At 66.0% G+C, this 20234-nt stretch carries 15 protein-coding genes; 10 read left to right on the forward strand and 5 right to left on the reverse strand.

Translation table 11 applies throughout. From position 1 onward, the window contains the following. Positions 1 to 102: 102 nt before the first annotated feature. Together pbpC and WA237_RS04785 are read right to left on the reverse strand one after the other, a co-directional pair. Positions 103 to 2148 carry a penicillin-binding protein 1C gene (gene pbpC, locus WA237_RS04780; RefSeq protein ID WP_336096858.1) on the reverse strand — a complete coding sequence of 682 codons (2046 nt, stop codon included), beginning with the start codon at positions 2146 to 2148 and terminating at the stop codon, positions 103 to 105. A gap of 18 nt (positions 2149 to 2166) precedes the next feature. Further along, positions 2167 to 7611 (reverse strand): alpha-2-macroglobulin family protein, encoded by a 5445-nt coding sequence (locus WA237_RS04785; RefSeq protein ID WP_336096859.1) that lies wholly within the window; start codon positions 7609 to 7611, stop codon positions 2167 to 2169. A gap of 198 nt (positions 7612 to 7809) precedes the next feature. On the opposite strand from WA237_RS04785, the gene WA237_RS04790 reads away from it, so the two are divergent. Then, on the forward strand, positions 7810 to 9999 hold the full coding sequence (locus WA237_RS04790; RefSeq protein ID WP_442970245.1) for an ATP-binding protein: 2190 nt from the start codon (positions 7810 to 7812) through the stop codon (positions 9997 to 9999). Here the strand turns inward: WA237_RS04790 and yaaA are convergent. The 3 genes from yaaA to WA237_RS04805 form a co-directional block, all read right to left on the reverse strand. Then, positions 9983 to 10738, reverse strand: a complete 756-nt coding sequence (gene yaaA / locus WA237_RS04795; protein WP_336096861.1) for a peroxide stress protein YaaA — start codon at positions 10736 to 10738, stop codon at positions 9983 to 9985. The two genes, WA237_RS04790 and yaaA, sit on opposite strands and share 17 nt — an antisense overlap. Positions 10739 to 10771: 33 nt before the next feature. After that, a complete protein-coding gene (gene recQ / locus WA237_RS04800) occupies positions 10772 to 12814 on the reverse strand; it encodes a DNA helicase RecQ (protein WP_336096862.1) in 2043 nt (680 codons plus the stop codon). A gap of 107 nt (positions 12815 to 12921) precedes the next feature. Continuing rightward, on the reverse strand, positions 12922 to 13209 hold the full coding sequence (locus WA237_RS04805) for a YggT family protein (protein ID WP_040617920.1): 288 nt from the start codon (positions 13207 to 13209) through the stop codon (positions 12922 to 12924). Between the two features lie 126 nt (positions 13210 to 13335). Here WA237_RS04805 and WA237_RS04810 point away from each other — a divergent pair, with 126 nt between their 5' ends. From WA237_RS04810 to lptB, 9 genes are all read left to right on the forward strand, one after another. Continuing rightward, positions 13336 to 13884, forward strand: a complete 549-nt coding sequence (locus WA237_RS04810) for an acyl-CoA thioesterase (protein ID WP_336096863.1) — start codon at positions 13336 to 13338, stop codon at positions 13882 to 13884. A 75-nt stretch (positions 13885 to 13959) separates the two neighbouring features. Then, positions 13960 to 15327: an MFS transporter gene (locus WA237_RS04815; RefSeq protein WP_009813414.1), complete on the forward strand. Its 1368-nt coding sequence runs from the start codon at positions 13960 to 13962 to the stop codon at positions 15325 to 15327. Positions 15328 to 15353: 26 nt separating this feature from the next. Then, the gene (gene mepA / locus WA237_RS04820; protein WP_336096864.1) at positions 15354 to 16211 is read left to right on the forward strand and encodes a penicillin-insensitive murein endopeptidase; all 858 of its coding nucleotides are present in this window, start codon (positions 15354 to 15356) and stop codon (positions 16209 to 16211) included. 121 nt (positions 16212 to 16332) lie between these two features. Continuing rightward, positions 16333 to 16959 (forward strand): queuosine precursor transporter, encoded by a 627-nt coding sequence (locus WA237_RS04825; protein ID WP_336096865.1) that lies wholly within the window; start codon positions 16333 to 16335, stop codon positions 16957 to 16959. 257 nt (positions 16960 to 17216) lie between these two features. Next, on the forward strand, positions 17217 to 17639 hold the full coding sequence (arfB, locus tag WA237_RS04830; RefSeq protein ID WP_009813417.1) for an alternative ribosome rescue aminoacyl-tRNA hydrolase ArfB: 423 nt from the start codon (positions 17217 to 17219) through the stop codon (positions 17637 to 17639). An 86-nt stretch (positions 17640 to 17725) separates the two neighbouring features. Continuing rightward, positions 17726 to 18337, forward strand: a complete 612-nt coding sequence (locus WA237_RS04835; protein WP_009813418.1) for a ribonuclease D — start codon at positions 17726 to 17728, stop codon at positions 18335 to 18337. 8 nt (positions 18338 to 18345) lie between these two features. After that, entirely contained in the window at positions 18346 to 18957 is a 612-nt protein-coding gene (lptC, locus tag WA237_RS04840) for an LPS export ABC transporter periplasmic protein LptC (protein ID WP_336096866.1), read from the forward strand. Continuing rightward, entirely contained in the window at positions 18954 to 19460 is a 507-nt protein-coding gene (locus tag WA237_RS04845; RefSeq protein WP_040617921.1) for an LptA/OstA family protein, read from the forward strand. The genes lptC and WA237_RS04845 overlap by 4 nt, the downstream gene beginning before the upstream one ends. Then, positions 19457 to 20215 (forward strand): LPS export ABC transporter ATP-binding protein, encoded by a 759-nt coding sequence (gene lptB, locus WA237_RS04850; RefSeq protein WP_216015435.1) that lies wholly within the window; start codon positions 19457 to 19459, stop codon positions 20213 to 20215. Before WA237_RS04845 ends, lptB begins: the two co-directional genes overlap by 4 nt. Positions 20216 to 20234: the final 19 nt, after the last annotated feature.

Consider the following 20234-nt stretch of genomic DNA (forward strand, 5'->3'; position numbering starts at 1 on the left):
AAGCCGGTGGGCGCGGTTTAATTGGAATGGGTTTCCGTGAAATTTCGACCCTAAATAAAGGGAGATTGGCATCTTCGGCGTAGGTGACGCTGGGCGGCAAGCCTAGTCGAGCCGCACCCGGACGCGGGCGGCGCGGCCTTTGGCGTCGATCACTGAAAGTTCGGAGAAACCCCGGCTCAGCCCCGGCAGGATCAGCTCGTGCTGGCGCAGCCCGGTGGCGACGGGTCGGCCATTGGCGAGGATGGTGAAAGGCGGGGTGCCGTCGCGCAGCTTGACCGCCAGATCGCCCGCCACGAGGGCGAGCCGCGCGCCATCGGGGGGAAAGATCAGTTTCGGCGCATCGGGGGCGGGGGCAAAGGCCGCCTCGCGCCCGGTGAAACGGCGCAGCGGCTGCGGCAGGTTGGCGGTGGCCAGCAGCAAGGTCTCGGGCGGCGGCGGCGGCAAGGGCTCGGGCGCGGTGTCGAGCCGTTGATAGGCCTCGAAGAGCAGCGGCGCGGCGAGATCGCCGCCAAAGGCCCCGGGCACCGGCGTGCCATCGGGGCGACCGATCCAGACGCCGATCACATGGCGCCCGTCATAGCCCAGAGCCCAGGCGTCGCGGTGGCCATAGGAGGTGCCCGTCTTGTAGGCGAGCCGCCCGGGCGGCGCGCCCGGCGGCGGCGCGAGCGAGGCGAGGATATGCCCGACCTGCCAGGCGGCGGCGGGGCTGATGACCTGACGCTGGGGCCTGTCGGGCGCGACGCCCTGGTGCCAATGGAGCGGCACTGTCTGGCCGCCCTGCGCCAGCATGGCGTAGAGCCGGGTGAGATCCATCAGGCTCACCCCGACGCCGCCGAGACCGACGGCGAGGCCCGGCTGATCGCCGGGCAGGGCGGGGCGCATGCCGCTCTGGCGCATGGCGGACATGAGATGGGCCGGGCCGATTTCATCGAGCAAGAGCACCACGGGGATGTTGAGCGATTGGCGCAGCGCCTCGGCGATGGTGACCTCGCCGCGAAACTGACCGTCGAAATTCTGGGGCGCATAGCGGCCAAAGGCCACCGGCCGGTCGGCGATGAGCGTTTGCGGATGGGCGAGGCCGCGGTCGAACCCCATGGCGTAGATCAGCGGTTTGAGCGTCGAGCCGGGCGAGCGCAGCGCCTGTGTCATGTCGACATAGCCCTGATGCGCGTCGCCGCTGGCATAGCTCGCCGAGCCCACCGCGCCGAGCAGTTCGCCCGTCTGGTGATCGGCGACAAGCATGGCGAGGGACACGCTCGGCGGCAGGTCGCGCAGGGCGTTGCGCGCGAGGGTTTCGAGCCGCGATTGAAGCCCTGCGTCGAGGGTCAGGTGATGCCGTGTGGTCAGCGGATCAAGAGCGCGCGCCCGGTCCGACAGATGCGGCGCGAGGGCGGGAAAATCGCGGCGTTGGGCAGGAACAGGGTCGAAAAGGGCTGCCTGCGCCTCGGGTTTGGGCAGGGTTCCGGCGCCGGTCATCCGCTCCAGCACCCGGTCGCGGGCGGCGCGCGCGGTTTCGGGATGGCGGTCAGGGCGGCGGGCCTCGGGCGATTGCGGCAGGGCCACGAGCAGCGCGGCCTCGGCCGGGGTAAGGCGTGCGGGTTCCTTGCCGAACCAGCTCAGCGTTGCGGCGCGGATGCCTTCGATATTGCCGCCATAGGGCGCGTGGGTCAGGTAGAGCCCGAGGATCTGCCGTTTCGTCAGGCGGCGTTCAAGGGCGAGGGCGAGACGCATCTGGCGCAGTTTGCCGGACCATTGGCCGGTGCCGCTATCCTCGAGGAGCCGTGCCACCTGCATCGTCAGGGTCGAGCTGCCCGAGACCACGCGGCCATGGCGCAGCGCCTGCCCCCCGGCACGGAGCATGGCGAGAAAATCGACCCCAACATGGCGGAAAAAGCGTTTATCCTCGTATGCGATCAGCATGTCGAGATAGCGCGGATCGACCTCTTCGGGGCTGACAGCGAGCCGCCAGCGCCCGTCATCGACCGTATAGACGCGCAGCATCTCGCCCGCGCGGTCGCGGATTTCGACCGAGGTGTCCGCGACGAGCGGCGGCAGGTCGGTGCGGTCGATCCAGAGATCGATCCCGTCGCGGGCCAGCGCCCCGGCCAAGAGCAGGGCGGCGGCGAGGAGGGGCGTCCTAGCGCGCATCGGAGGGGTGTGTCCCCGTCATGGCGCGGTGACCATGACCCGGCCCGTGTCGCTATGGGCGCGGTATTCGGGGCGGTACATGTCCTCGACCGTGGCGGCGGGGTGGTGGAAGCTGCCCGGTGTGACCGCGCGGACCATATAGGCGAGGCGGAAGGGGGCGCTGCCGCTCCAGTTCACCGCGGCGAGGAACCGGTCGGAGCGGTATTCGGCGGTTTCGGTGGGGGCGCTTTGCAGCCAGTCGAGCCCGTTCGCCTGACCCGAGCGCAGGAGGTTCGGGTTGTCGATTTCGAGCCCGGCGGGGAGCGGGTCGTCCACCATCAGCCGCCCGGCGGTTTCGCCAGCCGGGGTGATCGTCAGCACCGCCACCAGCCGGGTGCCGGTGGCAACCGCGTCGAGGGTCGCGGGCTGGCCGTCGGTGGTGAAGTAGCTGCGGGCGATCTGATAGCCATAGCCGCCAGCGGGTTCGGGGATCTCCGGCACGCCGATCGTGGTGAGCGTGACCTGCGTGTCGTTGTTGCCGGTGTTGGCGATGGTCTGCGGCGCCATGGTGTCGGCCTCGAGCAGGCGCACCAGCGCGCCAGTGACCGCCGCGCCATTGAGCGTGAGCCCGGCGCGCGTCGGATCGTCGATCAGCGCATGGGCGGCGAGGAGCGTCCAGCTCTGTTCCTGGGTCGACATATGCGGGCCGGTCTGGCCGAGGGTGGCGGAGAGCTCGGAGAGACCGCCGACGGTGCTGCCCGCCTCATGCATGAGCGCCACGACCCCGGCCCGGTCGCGGGCATGGGTGCCGTAATCGGCGCGCCAGAGCTGTGCCTCGCGGCGCGTGGCCTCCTGGGCGATGCGGGTCATGGCCTGGGCGAACATCCGGTCGGCGCGGGTCTGATCGCCGTAGGAGGCGAGGGCCGCGCCGAGCTGGGCCAGCGCCAGCGGGGTGGCGAAAGCGTCGGATTTCACGTCGGCATAGTAGCGCAGATCGCCCATCTTGGCGGCGCCTTCGCGGGCGAGCACCATCAGCGCATAGGCGATGTCTTCGCCGCCATCGTCGAAATCGGGGGCGTAGTTCACCCGATTGCGCAGATTGTCCATCGCCATGGTGAAGGCACGGTCGGGGATTGCGTGACCGGCGGCGCGGGCGCGGGAGAGGAAATCGCCGACATAGGCATCGAGCCAGAAATCACCGGACTCGGCGCGCCAGAGGCCGAAGGCCCCGTTCGAGCTCTGCCGGGTCAGCACGCGGGTGATGGCGGCGTCGATGCTGGCGGTGATCTGAGCCTCGGTGCCGAGATCGAGCGCTTGGGCCACTTGGTTGAAGTAAAGCAGCGGCATCGCCCGTGACGTCACCTGTTCGGTGCAGCCATAGGGGTAGCGGTCGAGCGATTGCAGCAGCGCCGGTGCGTTCAGCTGGGCCAGAGGCCCGGCCGAGAGCACGGCTTGCCCGCTGCCGGGGTGGAAGCCGGTGAAGATGTCGGGGCCGAGCGTCAGGCTCTGACCGGCGGCGAGGGCAATCTGACGGGTGGCCGAGATCGCGGGATCGTTGCGGCGCACCGGCAGGGTCAGCGTCTTGACCAGATCTTGGCCGTCGGGCGTGGTCAGTGTGACAGTGATCACGTGATCGCCCTCGGCCCCGGCGGTGAGCGGCAGCGACGGGCTCTGCTGGCCCGCCTCGGCGAGGGTGACGGTGGCGGGCACATCGCCCAGCGCGACACCGTCGGAAGCGACGCGAAGCTGCATCTCGCCTGCCGGGCCTTCGGTGTGGATCAGCTCGAGCAGCATCCGCGCCCGGTCGCCCGGGGCGAGGAAGCGGGGCAGCGAGGCGCTCAGCACCACCGGATCGCGGACGATCACATCGGCCTCGGCCGCGCCCACGGCGCGGGGCGTCCAGGCGATGGCCATGAGCCGCACGGTGCCGTTGAAATCGGGCAGATCAAAGCTGGCCTCGGCGGTGCCATCGGGGCCGAGCGCCAGCGGGCCGGTGAAATAGGCGACGAGTTCCTCGGTGGGCGGTGGGGCCTCGCGGCTCTTCCCATTGGCGGCGTCGCCGCCGGACCGGACGCGGCCTGCGGCACCGTTCATCCCGTCGATGAGACGGCCATAGAGATCGCGGATCTCGACGCCGAGGCGGCGCTGGCCGAAGTAATGGCCTTGGGGATCGGGGCTGTCGAAGCCGGTGAGGTTGAGAATGCCGAGATCGACGGCGGCGAGGGTGACAAAGCCCGTGTCCTCCGTGCCGAGACCCTCGACCGCGACCTTGGCGGTGAGCGGCCCGCGCGGCGCGGATTGGGCGGGGGTGTCGATGCGCACCGAGAGCGCCTTGTCGCCCGGATCGATGCTGGCATGGCTCAGCCCGAGGGCGCGGGCCGGGTTCTGACCGGCGGCGACATCCATCGGCCGGATCACCTGCGCGGTGACATAGGCCCCGGTGCCCCAATCGTCGGTGACGGGCAGGGTGATGATGTTCTCGCCCTCGCTCACCGGGACCGCCTGCATGTCGATGACGCGATGCGACATCACGGTGACGAGCGCGGTGCCCGCAAAGCGCGGCACGAGGCGCAGGGTCGCGGTGTCGCCGGGGCGATAGCCGGGCTTGTCGAGCGACAGTTCGAGCGTGTCGGGCGTTTCGCTGGCATCCGCCGGGGCGTACCAGCCTGCGTAGAAATCCTCGGAGGCCGAGACATAGTCAGCGCCTTCGCCGGTTTCGACGATCAGCTCATACTGGCCCCACTCCACCGGGGCGGAGATCACCAGCGGATCGGCACCGCTCTGGCCTTCGCCGGTGGCGATGCGGGCGCGGGTTGTGATCGGCTCCCAGTTCCAGTTGCCATATTGCTGATACCATTGGTAGCGGGTGGTCACGCGGTTGAGCGTCCATCGTACTGGCGCGTCGCGGCGGGCGAGGTCCGAGCCGAGGGCGATCACCTCGAAACGCGCGGTGCTGCCTTCGGGGGCGACGCCGTCAAAGCCGGGCTTGATCCCCAGAATGGTGCCCGCGGGCGCGAGCCGGTGGGTCATCACCCGTTCGACCGGGCGGCCCGAGCCTTCCTTGACGCTGGTGATGAACTCGGCCTCATAGGGGCGGTCGGTGATCTCGGAGGTGGGCAGGTCGAGCGTGGCCTGCATCCGGCCCTGGGCGTCGGCGGGACCGGCGTCAAAATAGCTCGACCCCGGATAGGCGCGGGCGTCGTGGCGGCCAAAGACATAGCCCGGCGCGCTGTCGATCTGACGCAGCGGTTTGAGCCGCACCGAGCCTTCGGCGAGAAGCCCGGCCCCCGGCGCGCCGAAGAGATAGCGCGCGTCGATGGTGAGCGTGGTGCTGTCGCCGGGGCGCAGCGGGGTGTCGGGCAGGCTCTGGGTGAAGTCGATCCGCTCGGGCAGGAAATCCTCGACCAAGAGGCTCTGGCTCGCCAGCGGCGGGGCGTCGACATCGGCCTTGATCTCGAGCCGCCAGGTGCCGCGCGGTGCGGTGCTGCCGATGGGCAGGGTGAAGACATGGCCGCCGGCGCGGTCCTCGGCCGAGACATGGCGGCTATATTCCACCCCATCCGGGCGCGACAGGATCGCGGTGAGCGGCAGGCCGGGCAGCGCCTGAGCCTGCGCATCGCGGGCCAGTGCCGTGGCATGGATCACCTCGCCCGCGCGGTAGGCGCCACGGTCGGTGGCGAGGAACAGGTCGATCGGCCCGGCGGGGGCGCGGCCCTCGACGCCGCGATCCGAGAGATCGAAGGCGGGATCGGTGAGCGGCAGGAAGGCGAAATCCTCTTCGCCCTTGCGGGCCATGACCATGGCGGGGGCGGCCCCGTCGGTGCCCCGGGTCAGGCCGGGATCAAAGAGCGCATGGCCCGCCGCATCGGTGGTGGCGCGGCCCAGCTCGCGGTTGGAGCGCGACAGCAAGGTCAGTTCGATCCCGTCGAGCGCCGCGGCGTCCGAGAGACCGCGGGCAAAGACATGCAGCCCGTCGGTGCCCTTGAGCGTGGTGAGGCCGAGATCGGTCAGCACGAACCATTGGGTGGCACCCGGATCATCATAGAGCGGCACGCCCTCGATGCTCGCATGCAGCGTGTAGATGCCGGGGGCCATATCGGCCAGCACCTCGCCCAGCGGCAAGCGGGTGGTCATCGTCTGGTTGAGCGTATTTTCGACCTCGCCTGTGCCGGTCCAGACCTCTTCGGCGATCTCGGAGGTGAAATCCTTGATCTCGTACTCGGCCAGCGGGCGGCCGAAATACTCTTGCTGCATGGTGCGCAGCAGGTTGCGGTCGGAGACCCGGTGCAGGCTCAGCTGCACCTCGTCGAGATTGACGGTCTCGATCGGCAGCGCGGCCTCGGCGGCGCGGGGCAGCACATAGGCGCGGCCCGGAAAGCTCAGCTTGGGCGAGCGGTCGCGGACATAGAGGCTCAGCTCGGTGTCGCGCACGAGGCTCTCGCCGCTCTCAGCGGGCAGGCCCTTGCGCAGGGTGATCGTGTAGCGCGCGCCATGTTCGACGCCATCGATGCAGAGCTGATTGCCGTCGGCCTCGACCGCGAGACCGGGATCGGGCAGGCGCAGGAAGGTGGCGTAATCCACCCCGGCCTTGGCCAGCGGTTCCGAGAACTCGGCGCAGATGCGGGGTGCGGCGCTCTCGTTATCGGCGCGATGTTCGGTGACCCGGAAGCCGTATTTGCCAACCAGACGGTCGAGCGCGCTCATGACGTCCTGACGCGGTTGGATCGCCTCGGCAAGGCGCATGGCATGGAGCGCGTTGCGCCCCTGCCCGTCACGTTCGAGCGCCTCGGCCAGCAGCATCAGCGACGAGACCTGCGCCCCGTCAGAGGCCGCGCGCAGATAGCCATTGGTGGCGGCATAGACGGCGCGGGTGATGTATTTGCTGCGCTCGCTGCGGTTGGCCTCGGCAATGGCGAGCGACAGGCGGGCGTAGTCGGCCCATTGATCGGCGGCATCGCTCAGCGACAGGGCGGCACCGGTCCAGCGCAGCGCGTTTTGCAGATCGCCCCCGGCTTCGCGGTCGCGGGCGGCGTCGAGCAGCGTCACCTCGTCCCAATCGCCGGCGGGGTGCAGGCTTCCGATGCGCAGGGCGAGATCATAGGATTTGTCGAGCGCGTAATCGGTCATGAACCCGAGATCGGCGCGGCGGGTCGTGGCCCAGCCGAGCACGCGCGGATCGGTGTCGAGCACCCGGGCGGAATAAGCGCCATCATAGGGGGTTTCGTCCGAGACGGCGGATTTCGGGAAACAGGCGCGGGATTTGGTGTTGTAGGTGAAGGCCCGGCAGGCGGCATTGCCGAAACAGGCGCTGCGGCAGCTGTCATAGCTGGTGTCAAAGATGGCCTGCAGATCGGCGCCGTAGAAATCCATATTGGCGGTCACCACAAAGCGCCGGTCGGGCACGGGCCTGTCCTGAGCCGCCGCGCCATGGCCGAGACCGAGGGTCAAAGAGAAAGCGAGAAAAGCAATAAATCGGCGGAGCATGACACCCTCCTGCGTCCTGAGAATAGGCGCATGGTGGCATGGGCGGGGTTTGCTGGCAATGATTCCGACCTGCCTAAAAATTAGCGGGCGGGTTTGGCGAAAACGCCCGTGACCGCGCATCTGGCAACGATTTGTTCACCCCGCTCTGGCAGTCTGTGTCGCATGGACATGCCACGGTTGAGAAAGGGGACGACGGGGATGGGCCTTGTGGCGAAGCTCACCCAGGAACGCCGCGCGCGGCTGGCGGCGGAGCGTCTGCTGGAACAGAAACAGGCCGAGCTTTTTGCCGCGAACCGGCAGCTTGGCAAACATGCGCGCGCCCTGTCGGAAGAGATCGTCGAGACCCGCGAGCGGGTGCGCAGCATTGAGGATGAGAACGCCCGGGTGCGCGATGAGCTCAGCAGCGCCAACGACCGCATTCAGCTCGTTGAGCGGCGGCTCTGGCAATCGATCGAGACGATCCCCGACGGGTTTGCGCTCTTTGACGAGGATGGGCGGCTGGTGATGGCGAACCGGGCCTATCTCTTGCCGTTTGACGGGCTGACGGCGGTCGGACCGGGGGTGTCCTATATGGAGATGCTGCAATTCTGCACCGAGGAGGGCATCGTCGATATCGGCGACATGGCCCCGGCGGCCTGGCGCGAATATATGCGCGAACGTTGGCAGAGCGATGCGCCCGGGCCGCGCATCGTCCGGCTCTGGAACGGGCGGGCGATCCGCCTTCTGGATCAACGCGCGCCTTCGGGCGATATGGTGAGCCTCGCGCTCGATATCACGGCGGAGGTGCGCAGCAAGGAGGTGCTGCGGCGGGCGAAACACCGGGCCGAGGCGGCGAGCCGCGCGAAATCCGCCTTCCTCGCGAATATGAGCCATGAGATACGCACGCCGATGAACGGGGTGATGGGCATGGCCGATCTGCTGCGCGAGACCGATCTCGACGAGGATCAGGCGCTCTATGCGACGACGATCCGCAATTCCGCCGAGGCGCTGTTGGGGATCATCAATGACGTGCTCGATTATTCCAAGGTCGAGGCGGATCGGCTCAGCCTGCAGCTCGACGGCTTCGATCTCGAACGCTGCCTGCATGAGATCATCCTGCTGATGCAGCCCAAGGCACGCGATCAGGGGGTCGATGTCTGGCTCGATTACGATCTTTTCCTGCCGACGCGGCTGCGCGGTGATGGCGGGCGCATTCGGCAAGTGCTCACCAATCTGATCGGCAATGCGGTGAAATTTACCCCCGAGGGCCATGTTCTGATCCGGGTGGTGGGGGTGAGTGCCGAGGGCCGGGCCGAAATTCACGTGACGGTGGAGGACACCGGCATCGGCATTGCGCCCGACAAGATCGGCCATGTGTTCGGCGAGTTCAATCAGGTCGAAGAGGCGCAGAACCGGCGGTTCGAGGGTACCGGGCTTGGCCTCGCTATCGCGCAGAAGCTGATCCGGCTGATGGGCGGCGAGATCTGGGTCGAATCGGCGCCGGGGCAGGGCTCGGTCTTTGGGTTTACCATCACGCTCGACATCGAAGAGCCGCAGGGCCAAGAGCCCTGCCGCCTGCCCGAGGGGCTGCGGCAGGTGGTGGTGGCGGGGCGGCCCGAGGGGGCGCGGATGATCTTGGAGCGGCAATTGGCGCAGCTCGGGCTGGCGGTGCAGAGCTGTCATGGTGCGGAGGCTTTGGCGGATGCGCTGGGGGCGGGCGGCGATCTCGTGATCGTGATCCATGAGGGCGAGGCCTGGACCGATCGGGCGCTAAGGAAATTGCCGCCGGATCTGCCGGTGATTGTGATGGCGGCGTCGCGGGGCGCCTGGACCGGCTCGCGCGGGCAGCTGTTGCAGATGCCGGTGGCGCGGCATGAGCTCTGCGCCGCGCTGGGGCGGGTCGGACAGGCGGTCGGGCAGGCGGAGCCGGAAAAGACAGTGCCCCAACGTGTCGAGCCGCCGCCAAAACCAGAGCCTGTTTCACCGCAATTGCGCAAATTGCGGGTGCTGGCGGCCGAGGACAACCGGACCAACAGGCTGGTCTTTGAAAAGATGGTGAAGGCGCTCGCGATCGAGCTGCGCTTTGCCGAGAACGGGCGCGAGGCGGTGGCGGGCTATGCCGCCTTTGAGCCCGATATCATTTTCATGGATATCTCCATGCCCGAGATGGATGGCAAGGAGGCGAGCCGCGCCATCCGCCGCCATGAGGGCCATGGCGCGCATGTGCCCATCGTGGCGATGACCGCCCATGCGATGCAGGGGGATGAGGCGGATATTCGGGCGGCGGGGATCGATCACTACCTGACGAAACCGCTGCGCAAGCCCGAGCTGATCGCGCGAATGGCGGCAGCGGTAGGGCCGGGCATCGCGCCGATCGAGCCGGAGGCGGCGATCAGCCCGGACGGGTGAAGACCATCTCGTCCTCGGAAGAGAGATCGGCGCGGTAGCCATAGCCGCCCGCGTCAAATTCCTTGAGCGCGTCGGGGTCGGTGAGCCGGCGTTCGATCACATAGCGGGCCATGGCGCCGCGGGCGCGTTTGGCGTGGAAGCTGACGATCTTGGCCTGGCCGTCCTTGTCCTCTTTGAAGACCGGGGTGATGATCCGCAGCGAAAGCGCCGCGCGGTCGACCGCGCCGAAATATTCCTGGCTCGCGCAGTTGAGCAGGACGGTCGAGCCGAGCGCCTTGGCCTGGGCGTTGAGTGCCTGCGAAATCCGGCTGCCCCAGTAATCATAGAGCGATTTGCCCTGCGGCGTGGCGAGGCGGCTGCCCATTTCGAGCCGGTAGGGTTCGATCATGTCGAGCGGCCGCAACACGCCGTAAAGCCCTGAGAGAATGCGCAGATGATCCTGTGCCCAGGCCAAGGCGTCGGCGTCGAGCGTGCGCGCCTCGAGCCCCTGATAGGTGTCGCCGGCAAAGGCCATCACGGCCTGTTTCGTCTCCATTTCGCCGAAATTCGCGAAACGGTCGGCGTTGAGCCGGGCGAGGTTTTCGCTGATCTTCATGAGCTTTTGCAGCCCTGCCACCCCGAGACCATTGGCATAGCCGGCCAGTTCCTCGGCCTCGGCGCGGAAATCCGGGCGGCTCTGGTCGAGATCGGGGGTGGGCTCCATATCGAGCTTTTTCGCGGGCGAGATGGTGATGAGCATGGCGGGATTCCCAAAGGGTCTGGTGGCAGTGGTCTAGTCGGCCTCGGCGAGAACGTCCAGAAAGGCGGGGCCGAAGCGTTCGGCGCGTTTTTCGCCAAGAATGCGGGCCATGCCTTCGCCGTCACGGGGCCGGGTGGTGGCAATCTTGGCGAGCAGGGAGGCGGAGCAGCTCAGCGGTTTGTCCGTGCCGTTTTGGCCGTGTTTGAGACTATTTTGCGCGTCTTGCAGCCGGTCAAAGAGCGACCCCGCGGGGCGACCGGCCAGCTTGCGGCGCTGCGGATGGATGGCGTCGCCCGCGCCGGTGATCACCGCGAGAAAAGCCGCGCCATATTGGTCGAGCTTCTTGGCGCCGACCCCGGTGATCCCGGCCATGGCATCGAGATTGGCGGGCCGGGTCTGGGCCATTTCGATCAGGGTGCGGTCGTTGAAGACGATATAGGGCGGCACATTGGCGGCCTCGGCCAGGGCGCGGCGCTTGGCCTTGAGCGCCGAGAGCAGCGGCGCGTCCTCGTCGGAGACCAGCGCGCGGGGCGCAGGGCGGCGGGATTTGGATTTGAGCGTGTCACGGCGCAGGGTCACCCCCTCTTCGCCGCGCAGGACAGGGCGGGCGGCCTCGGTCATGCGCAGCGCGCCATGGCGTTCGGGATCGGGGCGGACGAGGTCGAGCCCCATCATCTGCCGGAAAATCCCCTGCCATTCTGGGCGCGGCAGGTCGCGGCCGACGCCAAAGGTCGGCAGCCCGTCATGACCGCGGGCGCGGATTTTTTCGGTCGGATTGCCGAGCAGCACGTCGATCACATGCTGGGTGCCGAAATATTCGCCGGTGCGCAGGATGGCCGAGAGCGCCTTGCGCACGGCCTCGGTCCCGTCGAAGAGCTGGGGCGGGGTGTCGCAGAGGTCGCAATTGCCGCAAATAGTCTCTGTTTCACCGAAATATTGCAAAAGCGTGGCGCGGCGGCATTGCTGGGCCTCGGCCAGACCGAGCAGCGCGTTGAGCCGCGCGTGATCGGCCATGCGGCGTTCGGGAGGGGCGAGGCCTTCGTCGATCTGAGAGCGGCGCAGGCGGATGTCGTCGGGGCCGAAGAGGGTCAGCGTCTCGGCGGGGGCGCCATCGCGCCCGGCGCGGCCGATCTCCTGATAATAGGCCTCGATGGATTTCGGCAGATCGGCATGGGCGACCCAGCGGATGTCGGGCTTGTCCACCCCCATGCCAAAGGCGACGGTGGCGACGACGATCAGCTCGTCCTCGGTGTTGAACCGGTGTTCGACATGGCGGCGGGCGTCGGGCTCCATCCCGCCGTGATAGGCCACGGCGTTATGGCCGCCCTCGCCGAGCGCGCGGGCCAGCGTTTCGGTCTTGGCGCGGGTGCCGCAATAGACGATGCCGCATTGGCCCTTGCGGGCGCTGGCGAATTCCATGATCTGGCGGCGCGGGCCGTCCTTGGGGGCGAAGGCGAGGTGGATGTTGGGGCGGTCGAACCCGTGCAGGAAGCTCACCGGCGGGGTGCCGTCAAAGAGTTTCTGCACGATCTCGTCGCGGGTTTCTGCATCGGCGGTGGCGGTAAAGGCCGCGAGCGGCACGCCGAGCGCGCGGCGCAATTCACCGATGCGCAGGTAATCGGGGCGGAAATCATGGCCCCATTGGCTCACGCAATGGGCCTCGTCGACGGCGATGAGCGACACGCCGATGCGGCGCAGCATCCCCATGGCCGAGCCTGCCGCGAGCCGTTCCGGCGCGATATAGAGCAGTTTCAGCCGGCCTTCGGAGAGCGCGTCCCAGACGGCGGCGGTCTCTTCTTCGGTGTTGCCGGAGGTGAGCGCCCCGGCCTCGACCCCGGCGGCGCGAAGGGCGCGGACCTGATCGCGCATCAGCGCGATGAGCGGCGAGATCACCACGGTCACCCCGTCGCGCAGCAGGGCGGGCAATTGATAGCAGAGCGATTTGCCGCCGCCGGTGGGCATGATGGCGAGCACGTTTTCGCCGCCGCTGACCGCCTCTACGATCTCTTCCTGACCGGGGCGGAAGGCGTCGAATCCGAAAACGTCGCGCAAAAGCGTGGCGGGATGGCCGGGCATGGCGATTGGACCTGCAAGATGTTGTGGTTCTGCTCTTGCAGAGACTTTTTCATATCAAGATAGGGTAGGCAAGGGGCGCGGGCGTCGCGCCGCCCCCCCCGGACCGATCAGGCGAAGCCGAAGATCACCGGCAGGATATAGGCCTGAAGCGAGATCACGATGAGGAAAGCCACCAGCGGCGCCAGATCGAGCGGCCGCGTGTCGGGCAGGATGCGGCGCAGCGGGCCGTAGATCGGTTCTAGAATGCGGTTCAGCCCGTACCAGATTTGCGCAACGAACTGTTGATGCAGGTTGAGCACCTGAAAGTTGATCAGCCAGCTCATGATGACATGGATCAGGATCACCCAGTACACGACGGACAGGATAAGTTGCAAAGGTCCGTAAATCGCCAGCATGTCATTTCCTCTTAGGATCAATCGCCCCAGAGGTAAGGCGCAGGATGGCAAAGCGCAAGACTGACGCGCGGTCGCGGTTGACCTTTGCGTAAAGCAGCGCCATCTGCGAGGCGAAGGAGACCGCCCATGTACCCTGTCCCACGCCTGTTCTGGCAGATGTTCAAACATCGCAAGGATGCGCGCCTGCCGCTGACCGGCACGCATGTGTCGCATCATTATTGCCTGCCTTGGGATCTCGACCTGTGGTGGGAGCTCAACAATGGTCGCACGCTCACCTTGTTTGACATGGGGCGTATCCCGCTGGCCGGGCGCACCGGGCTCACCAAGATCTTGATGAAGAACCGCTGGGGCCTGACGATTGCCGGGTCGATGGTGCGCTATCGCCGCCGCGTGCGGATGTTCGACAAGGTCGAGATCCGCAGTCGCGCGCTCTGCTGGGATCAGCGGTTTGTCTATCTTGAACAATCCATGTGGAAATCCAATGGCGAGTGTTCGAGCCATGTCATCTATCGCAGCGCGATCACCGACAAGGCGGGGATCATCCCCCCCGAAAAGGTGATTGCCGCCCTGGGCGCGCCGCTCGAGAGCCCGCCGATGCCCGAGTGGGTCAAGGCCTGGGTCGCCGCCGAGGATCAGCGTCCCTGGCCGCCGATGCAGGACACGTTCGCGGACTAAGGCCTGCACAACAATCGCTTGCCCCCCGGCCCGCCGCCCTGTCATATCGGGGGCAACGGGTAGTGAGGGGCAGGCATGGGCGAGATTTCCGCGAAGAAACGCATCTGGGGCTGGTTTTTCTTTGACTGGGCCAGCCAGCCTTATCACACGCTGCTTGTCACCTTTGTCTTTGGGCCGTTCTTTGCCTCGGTCGCGACCGGGCATTTCGCGGCGCAGGGTCTCGACGAGATGGCCGCCGATGCGCAGGCGCAGAGCCTGTGGTCGGCCTGTCTCACCATCACCGGGCTGATCATCGGGTTTGGCGCGCCGGTGCTCGGGGCGATGGCGGATACGGCGGGCAAGCGGCTGCCTTGGATCGCGGGGTTTTCGGTGCTCTATGTGCTTGGCTCGGCGGGCATCTGGTGGATGCAGCCAGACGGGTCGAACCTCTATTGGGGGCTGATCACCTTTGGCATCGGGTTCATCGGCGCGGAATATGCGCTCATCTTTATCAATGCGCAGCTGCCCTCGCTCGGGACGCGCGAGGAGGTCGGCAAGATCTCTGGCTCGGGCTTTGCCTTTGGCTATGCCGGCGGGCTGACCGCGCTGATCCTCATGCTGGTGTTTTTCCTCGAGCAGCCGAATGGCAAGACGCTTGTCGGGCTCGATCCGGCGCTGGGGCTTGATCCGGCGCTGCGCGAGGGGGCGCGGTTTGTCGGCCCCTTTGTGGCGATCTGGTTTGCGCTCTTCATGGTGCCCTATTTCCTGTGGGTGCGGGACCGGCCCGCGGCGCGGCGGGGCCGGGGCATGGGCGATGCGCTGCGCCTGTTGGGCCGGTCGGTGGCCAATCTGCGCCACCGCCTCAGCCTCAGCGCCTATCTCGGGTCGTCGATGCTCTATCGTGATGCGCTCAACGGGCTCTATGGGTTCGGCGGGACCTATGCGCTCTTGGTGCTGAACTGGAGCATCGTGCAGGTGGGGGTGTTCGGCATCATCGGGGCCTTTGCGGCGGCGGTGTTTTCCTGGGTCGGCGGGCGGCTCGATTCGCGGCTGGGGCCGAAGCCGGTGATCATCGGGTCGATCCTTGGGCTGATGGCGGTCTGTGTGGTGGTGGTCAGCATGAACCGCGAACAGATCCTGTGGATCCCGATCGCCGAGGGCAGTGTGCTGCCGGATCGGGTGTTCCTGTTTTGCGGGGTGCTGATCGGCGGTTTGGGCGGGGTGCTGCAATCGGCGAGCCGGTCGCTCATGGTGCGTCATACGGACCCCGAGGCACCGACCGAAAGCTTTGGTCTCTATGGGCTTTCGGGGCGGGCGACGGCGTTTCTGGCCCCGGCGCTGGTGTGGCTGGTGACCGAAATGAGCGGGAATGCGCGGATCGGTATTACGCCGGTAATTGGGCTTTTCCTCGTCGGTCTGCTGCTGTTACGCTGGGTGCGAGCAGAGGGGGACCAGACCATATGATCCGTGCTATTTTATTTGGTATTTCAATGGCCTTGGCCAGCGGCGGCCCGGGCTTTTCACAGAGCATTCCGAGCAATATGCAAGGCGTCGAGGCCAAGCGGCTCTTTGGTGCGAAGACCTCGGGGTCGCAGCAGCGGGCGCAACCCTTTGGCGGCTATTCCAAGGGCTGTCTGGCGGGCGGTGTGCAACTGCCCGAGACCGGGCCGACCTGGCAGGCGATGCGGCTCAGCCGCAACCGCAACTGGGGGCATCCTGAGCTTTTGAACTATCTCATCGGCCTGTCGCAGAAGGCCGCGCAACAGCCCGGCTGGGCCGGGATCTATATCGGCGATCTGAGCCAGCCGCGTGGCGGGCCGATGCTCACCGGGCATCGCAGCCACCAGATCGGGCTCGATGCCGATATCTGGATGCTGCCGCCGAAGCGGCTCAACCTGAGCCGGGCCGAGCGCGAGAGCCTGTCGTCAATCTCGATGCGCCGGGCCAATGGGGCCTATGTCAACGACCGCTGGACCCGTCAGCATCACGAGGTGATGAAGGCGGCGGCGCAGGATCCGCGCGTGGCGCGCATCTTTGTCTTTCCGGGGGCCAAGGTGCAGATGTGCCGCGATGAAAAGGGCGACAAGAGCTGGCTGCGCAAGATCCGGCCGTGGTGGGGGCATCACTATCATTTCCATGTCCGGCTCAAATGTCCGAGCGGCATGCGCGGCTGTGTCGATCAAGCGCCGCCGCCCGCAGGCGATGGCTGCAAGGATGCGGAACAATGGGTGCGCAACATCCTCAACCCGCCGCCGCCCGACCCGAATGCGCCCAAGCCGAAACCGCGGCGCGAGCTGACCATGGCCAACCTGCCAGAGCAATGCGTCGGCGTGTTGCAGTCGCGCTAAACCGGGGTTTGCAAGTCTGATTGACGAATGGGCAGCGGAGGGCTAAACCCCCGCTGCCCTTGTCTGTTTTGCATGTGTGTGAGGGCCAAGTCTCCGCAACCTTGACGAAAACGGATCAACGATGAAACTTTTCCCGGGCGTGATCGCCATGGCCGCCATTGTGGTGGCCTCGAATATTCTTGTGCAATTTTTGCTGCTCGACGGGCTCCTGACCTGGGGCGCGTTCAGCTATCCGCTGGCCTTTCTGGTCACCGATGTGATGAACCGCATTTACGGGCCAAAGGCGGCGCGGCAGGTGGTTCTGGTCGGATTTGTCGTGGGCATCATCAGCAGCCTGATCGGCACGCAGATCATCCTCGAGCATGGGCCGGCAGTGTCGCTGCGGGTGGCGATCGGATCGGCCACGGCGTTCCTCGTGGCGCAGCTTCTCGATATCGCGGTGTTCGACCGGCTGCGCGGCGGCAAATGGTGGCGGGCGCCGCTGGCCTCGACGGTGATCGGGTCGAGCGTCGATACGCTGTTGTTTTTCACCATCTCCTTTGCCGCATGGATCACCATTTTCGGGGCGGCGGCGGATGCCGATGTGAGCTGGGCCTGGCAGGGCGCGCCGCTCTTGCTCATCGGTCCCGAAGCGCCGCTCTGGGTGACCTTGATGCTGGCGGATTGGGTGCTCAAACTCATTATCGGGCTGCTCGCCCTGATACCGTTTCGACTCATCGTCACCAAGGTTTCACAAAATATGGTGTGAAAAATTTTGACTTTAGCGAAATCTGTGGCAGTCTCCTAGATATGGATAACAGCCAGAAAGGAGGTGCCAATGATTATTGGGAAACAGGAGCAGCTGGTTAAGGATACGAGCGGGGTATTGGTTTAGAAGGCAGCCCTTCTATATCGAGCCTGGTTCCAGGTGCCTTTTACGGACCTGCTTACCACCTCCGATTCTCGAGGCGGGCCCCCTAAGGGGGCTCGTTCCGTTTTGACCCCCTGTCTGCTAGACCCTGCGCCATGCTGTATGTGACCGACGACATTTCGATAGAAGACTGGGAGCTGACAGAGCAATTTGTCCGGTCGAGCGGTCCCGGCGGGCAGAATGTGAACAAGGTTTCGACCGCGGTCGAGCTGCGGTTCGAGGCGGAACGCTCGCCCAACCTGCCCGATCCGGTGAAGCGGCGGCTCAAGCGGCTGGCGGGGCGGCGCTGGACCGATGCGGGCACGTTGGTGATCCAATGCGAGGAGACCCGCAGCCAGGCCCGCAACCGCGAGATCGCCCGGCAGCGTCTTGCCGAGTTGATCGCCAAGGCGGCGGTGAAACCCAAGCGGCGGATCCCGACGCGGCCGACGCTTGGATCGAAAAAACGGCGTCTCAAGGCCAAGAAAACGCGCGGCGAGGTCAAATCGCTGCGCGGCAAGGTCGATCCCGACGTCTAGCCGGGCTCATAATGTAACGTAAAATTTTGTAGCGTCTGTTTGACGGCCTATATATTCCCTGCGCAGCGGCGCGCATAAGGTTTGATATGACGAACACGGTTTATAAGGGCGATCTGCCCGATGATCTGGATCTCGGTCCCATCGTGGCGATTGATTGCGAAACCATGGGCCTGCTGCCGCATCGCGACCGGCTCTGTGTTGTGCAGCTCTCGGGGGGCGATGGCCATGCGCATCTGGTGCAGGTGGCCAAGGGGCAGCGCACGGCGCCGAACCTCGTCCGGCTGTTGGAAAATCCCGATGTGCTCAAGCTGTTTCATTTCGGGCGGTTCGACATTGCCGCGATGCTGAACGCCTTTGGCGCGGTGGCGGCGCCGGTCTATTGCACCAAGATCGCGAGCAAGCTGGTGCGGACCTATACCGACCGGCATGGGCTTCGGAACCTGTTGCAGGATCTCTTGGGCGTCGACATTTCCAAGCATCAGCAAAGCTCGGACTGGGGGCGGGCCGAGCTCAGCACAGCGCAGATCGATTATGCGGCGTCGGATGTTCTCTATCTCCACCGGCTGCGCGAGGCGCTCAACGTGCGGCTCTTGCGCGAAGAACGGATGGAGATGGCGCAGGCCTGTTTCGATTTCCTGCCCATGCGGGCGCAGCTCGATCTGGCCGGCTGGCCGGACGACGATCTTTTCGCACATTGAGGGCGGGCGTGGCACAGGGAGAGTTTCATACGCGCTTTGTGGGCTGGATGAAGATCATCCTGCCGGTGATCGCGCTCGGACTGTTGTCGACGCTGTTCCTGCTGTCGCGCACCGTCGATCCGACGCAGGACATCCCGGTGACCGAGGTCGATCTCGAACAGCGGGCGCAGGATCAAGGCGCCAGCAACCCGAGTTTTTCCGGCGTGACGCAAGGCGGCGAACAGGTGACATTCGAGGCCGTCATGGTGCGCCCCGATCTCTCGGCGGATGGGCAGCTTTTGGCCGACCGGCCCAATGCCAAGATCACCCTCGATGGCGGCACGGTGGTGACGGTCACCGCCGCCAATGGCCGCACCAGCCGCAACATGATGAGCGCAGAGCTCTTGGGCGAGGTGGTGGTAACCACTTCGCAGGGCTATCAACTCAACTCCAAGCGGATCGTGGCCGAGTTCGAGCCGCTGACCGTCGAAAGCCCCGGACCGGTGACCGGCAAAGGTCCGCCGGGGGATTTGGAGGCGGGCCGGATGCATCTTACGTCTTCTGAGGAAGAAGGCCGCACGCATTTGCTGTTCACCGGAGGGGTGAAACTGGTATACAAGCCGCGGGGAAACGAGGAATGACTGCCGTGATCCGAACAGTTCTGACTGTCGCAGCACTGGGGCTGAGCGCCTCTTGGCTGTCTGCGCAGGCGCAAGGCACGCAAGTGGCCTTTGGCGCCTCGCCTCATTCGCGCGACCTGCCGGTCGAAGTGACCGCCGAAACGCTGTCGGTGGATCAAAAGGACGGCACGGCGATCTTTACCGGCGATGTGCTCATTGCGCAGGGCGATATGCGCCTGTCGGCCCCTTGGGTCAAAGTGCATTACCAAGAGGGCCAGTCCGAGATCGAAAAGCTCGAGGCCAAAGAGGGCGTGACCCTGGTCAGCGGCGCGGATGCCGCCGAGGCGCAGCAGGCCGATTACAATGTCTCCACCGGCATCATCACCATGGATGGCGATGTGCTGCTCGTGCAGGGCGCGAGCGCGATCACCGGTGATCAGATGTTCGTCGATACCGTGGCCGGCACCGCGCGTATGGCGGGCCGGGTCAAGACCGTGTTGCAACCGCAGAGCCGCGGCCAATGACGCGACCCGAGCTGACCCTAGCCCATGACGCCTCTGGCCTGACGATCCGCAACCTGCGCAAAAGCTATCGCAAGCGCGTGGTGATCCGTGATGTGTCGCTCGAGGTGAAGCAGGGCGAGGTGGCGGCGCTGCTCGGGCCCAACGGATCGGGCAAGACGACGACTTTCTATGCCATCGCCGGTCTGGTGTTTCCGGAAGGCGGCCGGGTCGAGATCGACGGGCGCGAAGTGACCCATCTGCCGATGTACCGCCGGGCCAAGCTTGGCGTCGGTTACCTGCCGCAGGAGATGTCGATTTTCCGGGGGCTGTCGGTCGAAGACAATATCATGGCCATTCTCGACATCACCCATGCCAGCCGCCGCAAGCGGCGCGAGCGTCTCGAAGAGCTTCTGTCGGAGTTTTCCATCGAGCATCTGCGCCGGGCGCCTGCGCTGGCGCTTTCGGGTGGGGAACGGCGGCGGGTCGAGATTGCCCGCTGTCTGGCGGCCGATCCGAAATACCTGCTTCTGGACGAGCCTTTTGCCGGGGTCGATCCGATCAGCGTTGGCGACATTCGCCATCTGGTGGCCGATCTCAAGAAACGCGGCATTGGCGTTCTGATCACCGATCACAATGTGCGCGAGACGCTCGAAATTGTGGATCGCGCCTATATCTTGCATGATGGGCAGGTGTTGATGTCGGGCACTGCGGATGACGTGGTGGCGAATGAAAACGTGCGCCGTGTCTACCTCGGCGAGAATTTCAAAATCTACTGAAACAGATGGCCTCTCGGCG

The organism is Roseovarius sp. CH_XMU1461 (assembly GCF_037027165.1).
In the GTDB taxonomy this organism is placed as follows: domain Bacteria; phylum Pseudomonadota; class Alphaproteobacteria; order Rhodobacterales; family Rhodobacteraceae; genus Roseovarius; species Roseovarius nubinhibens.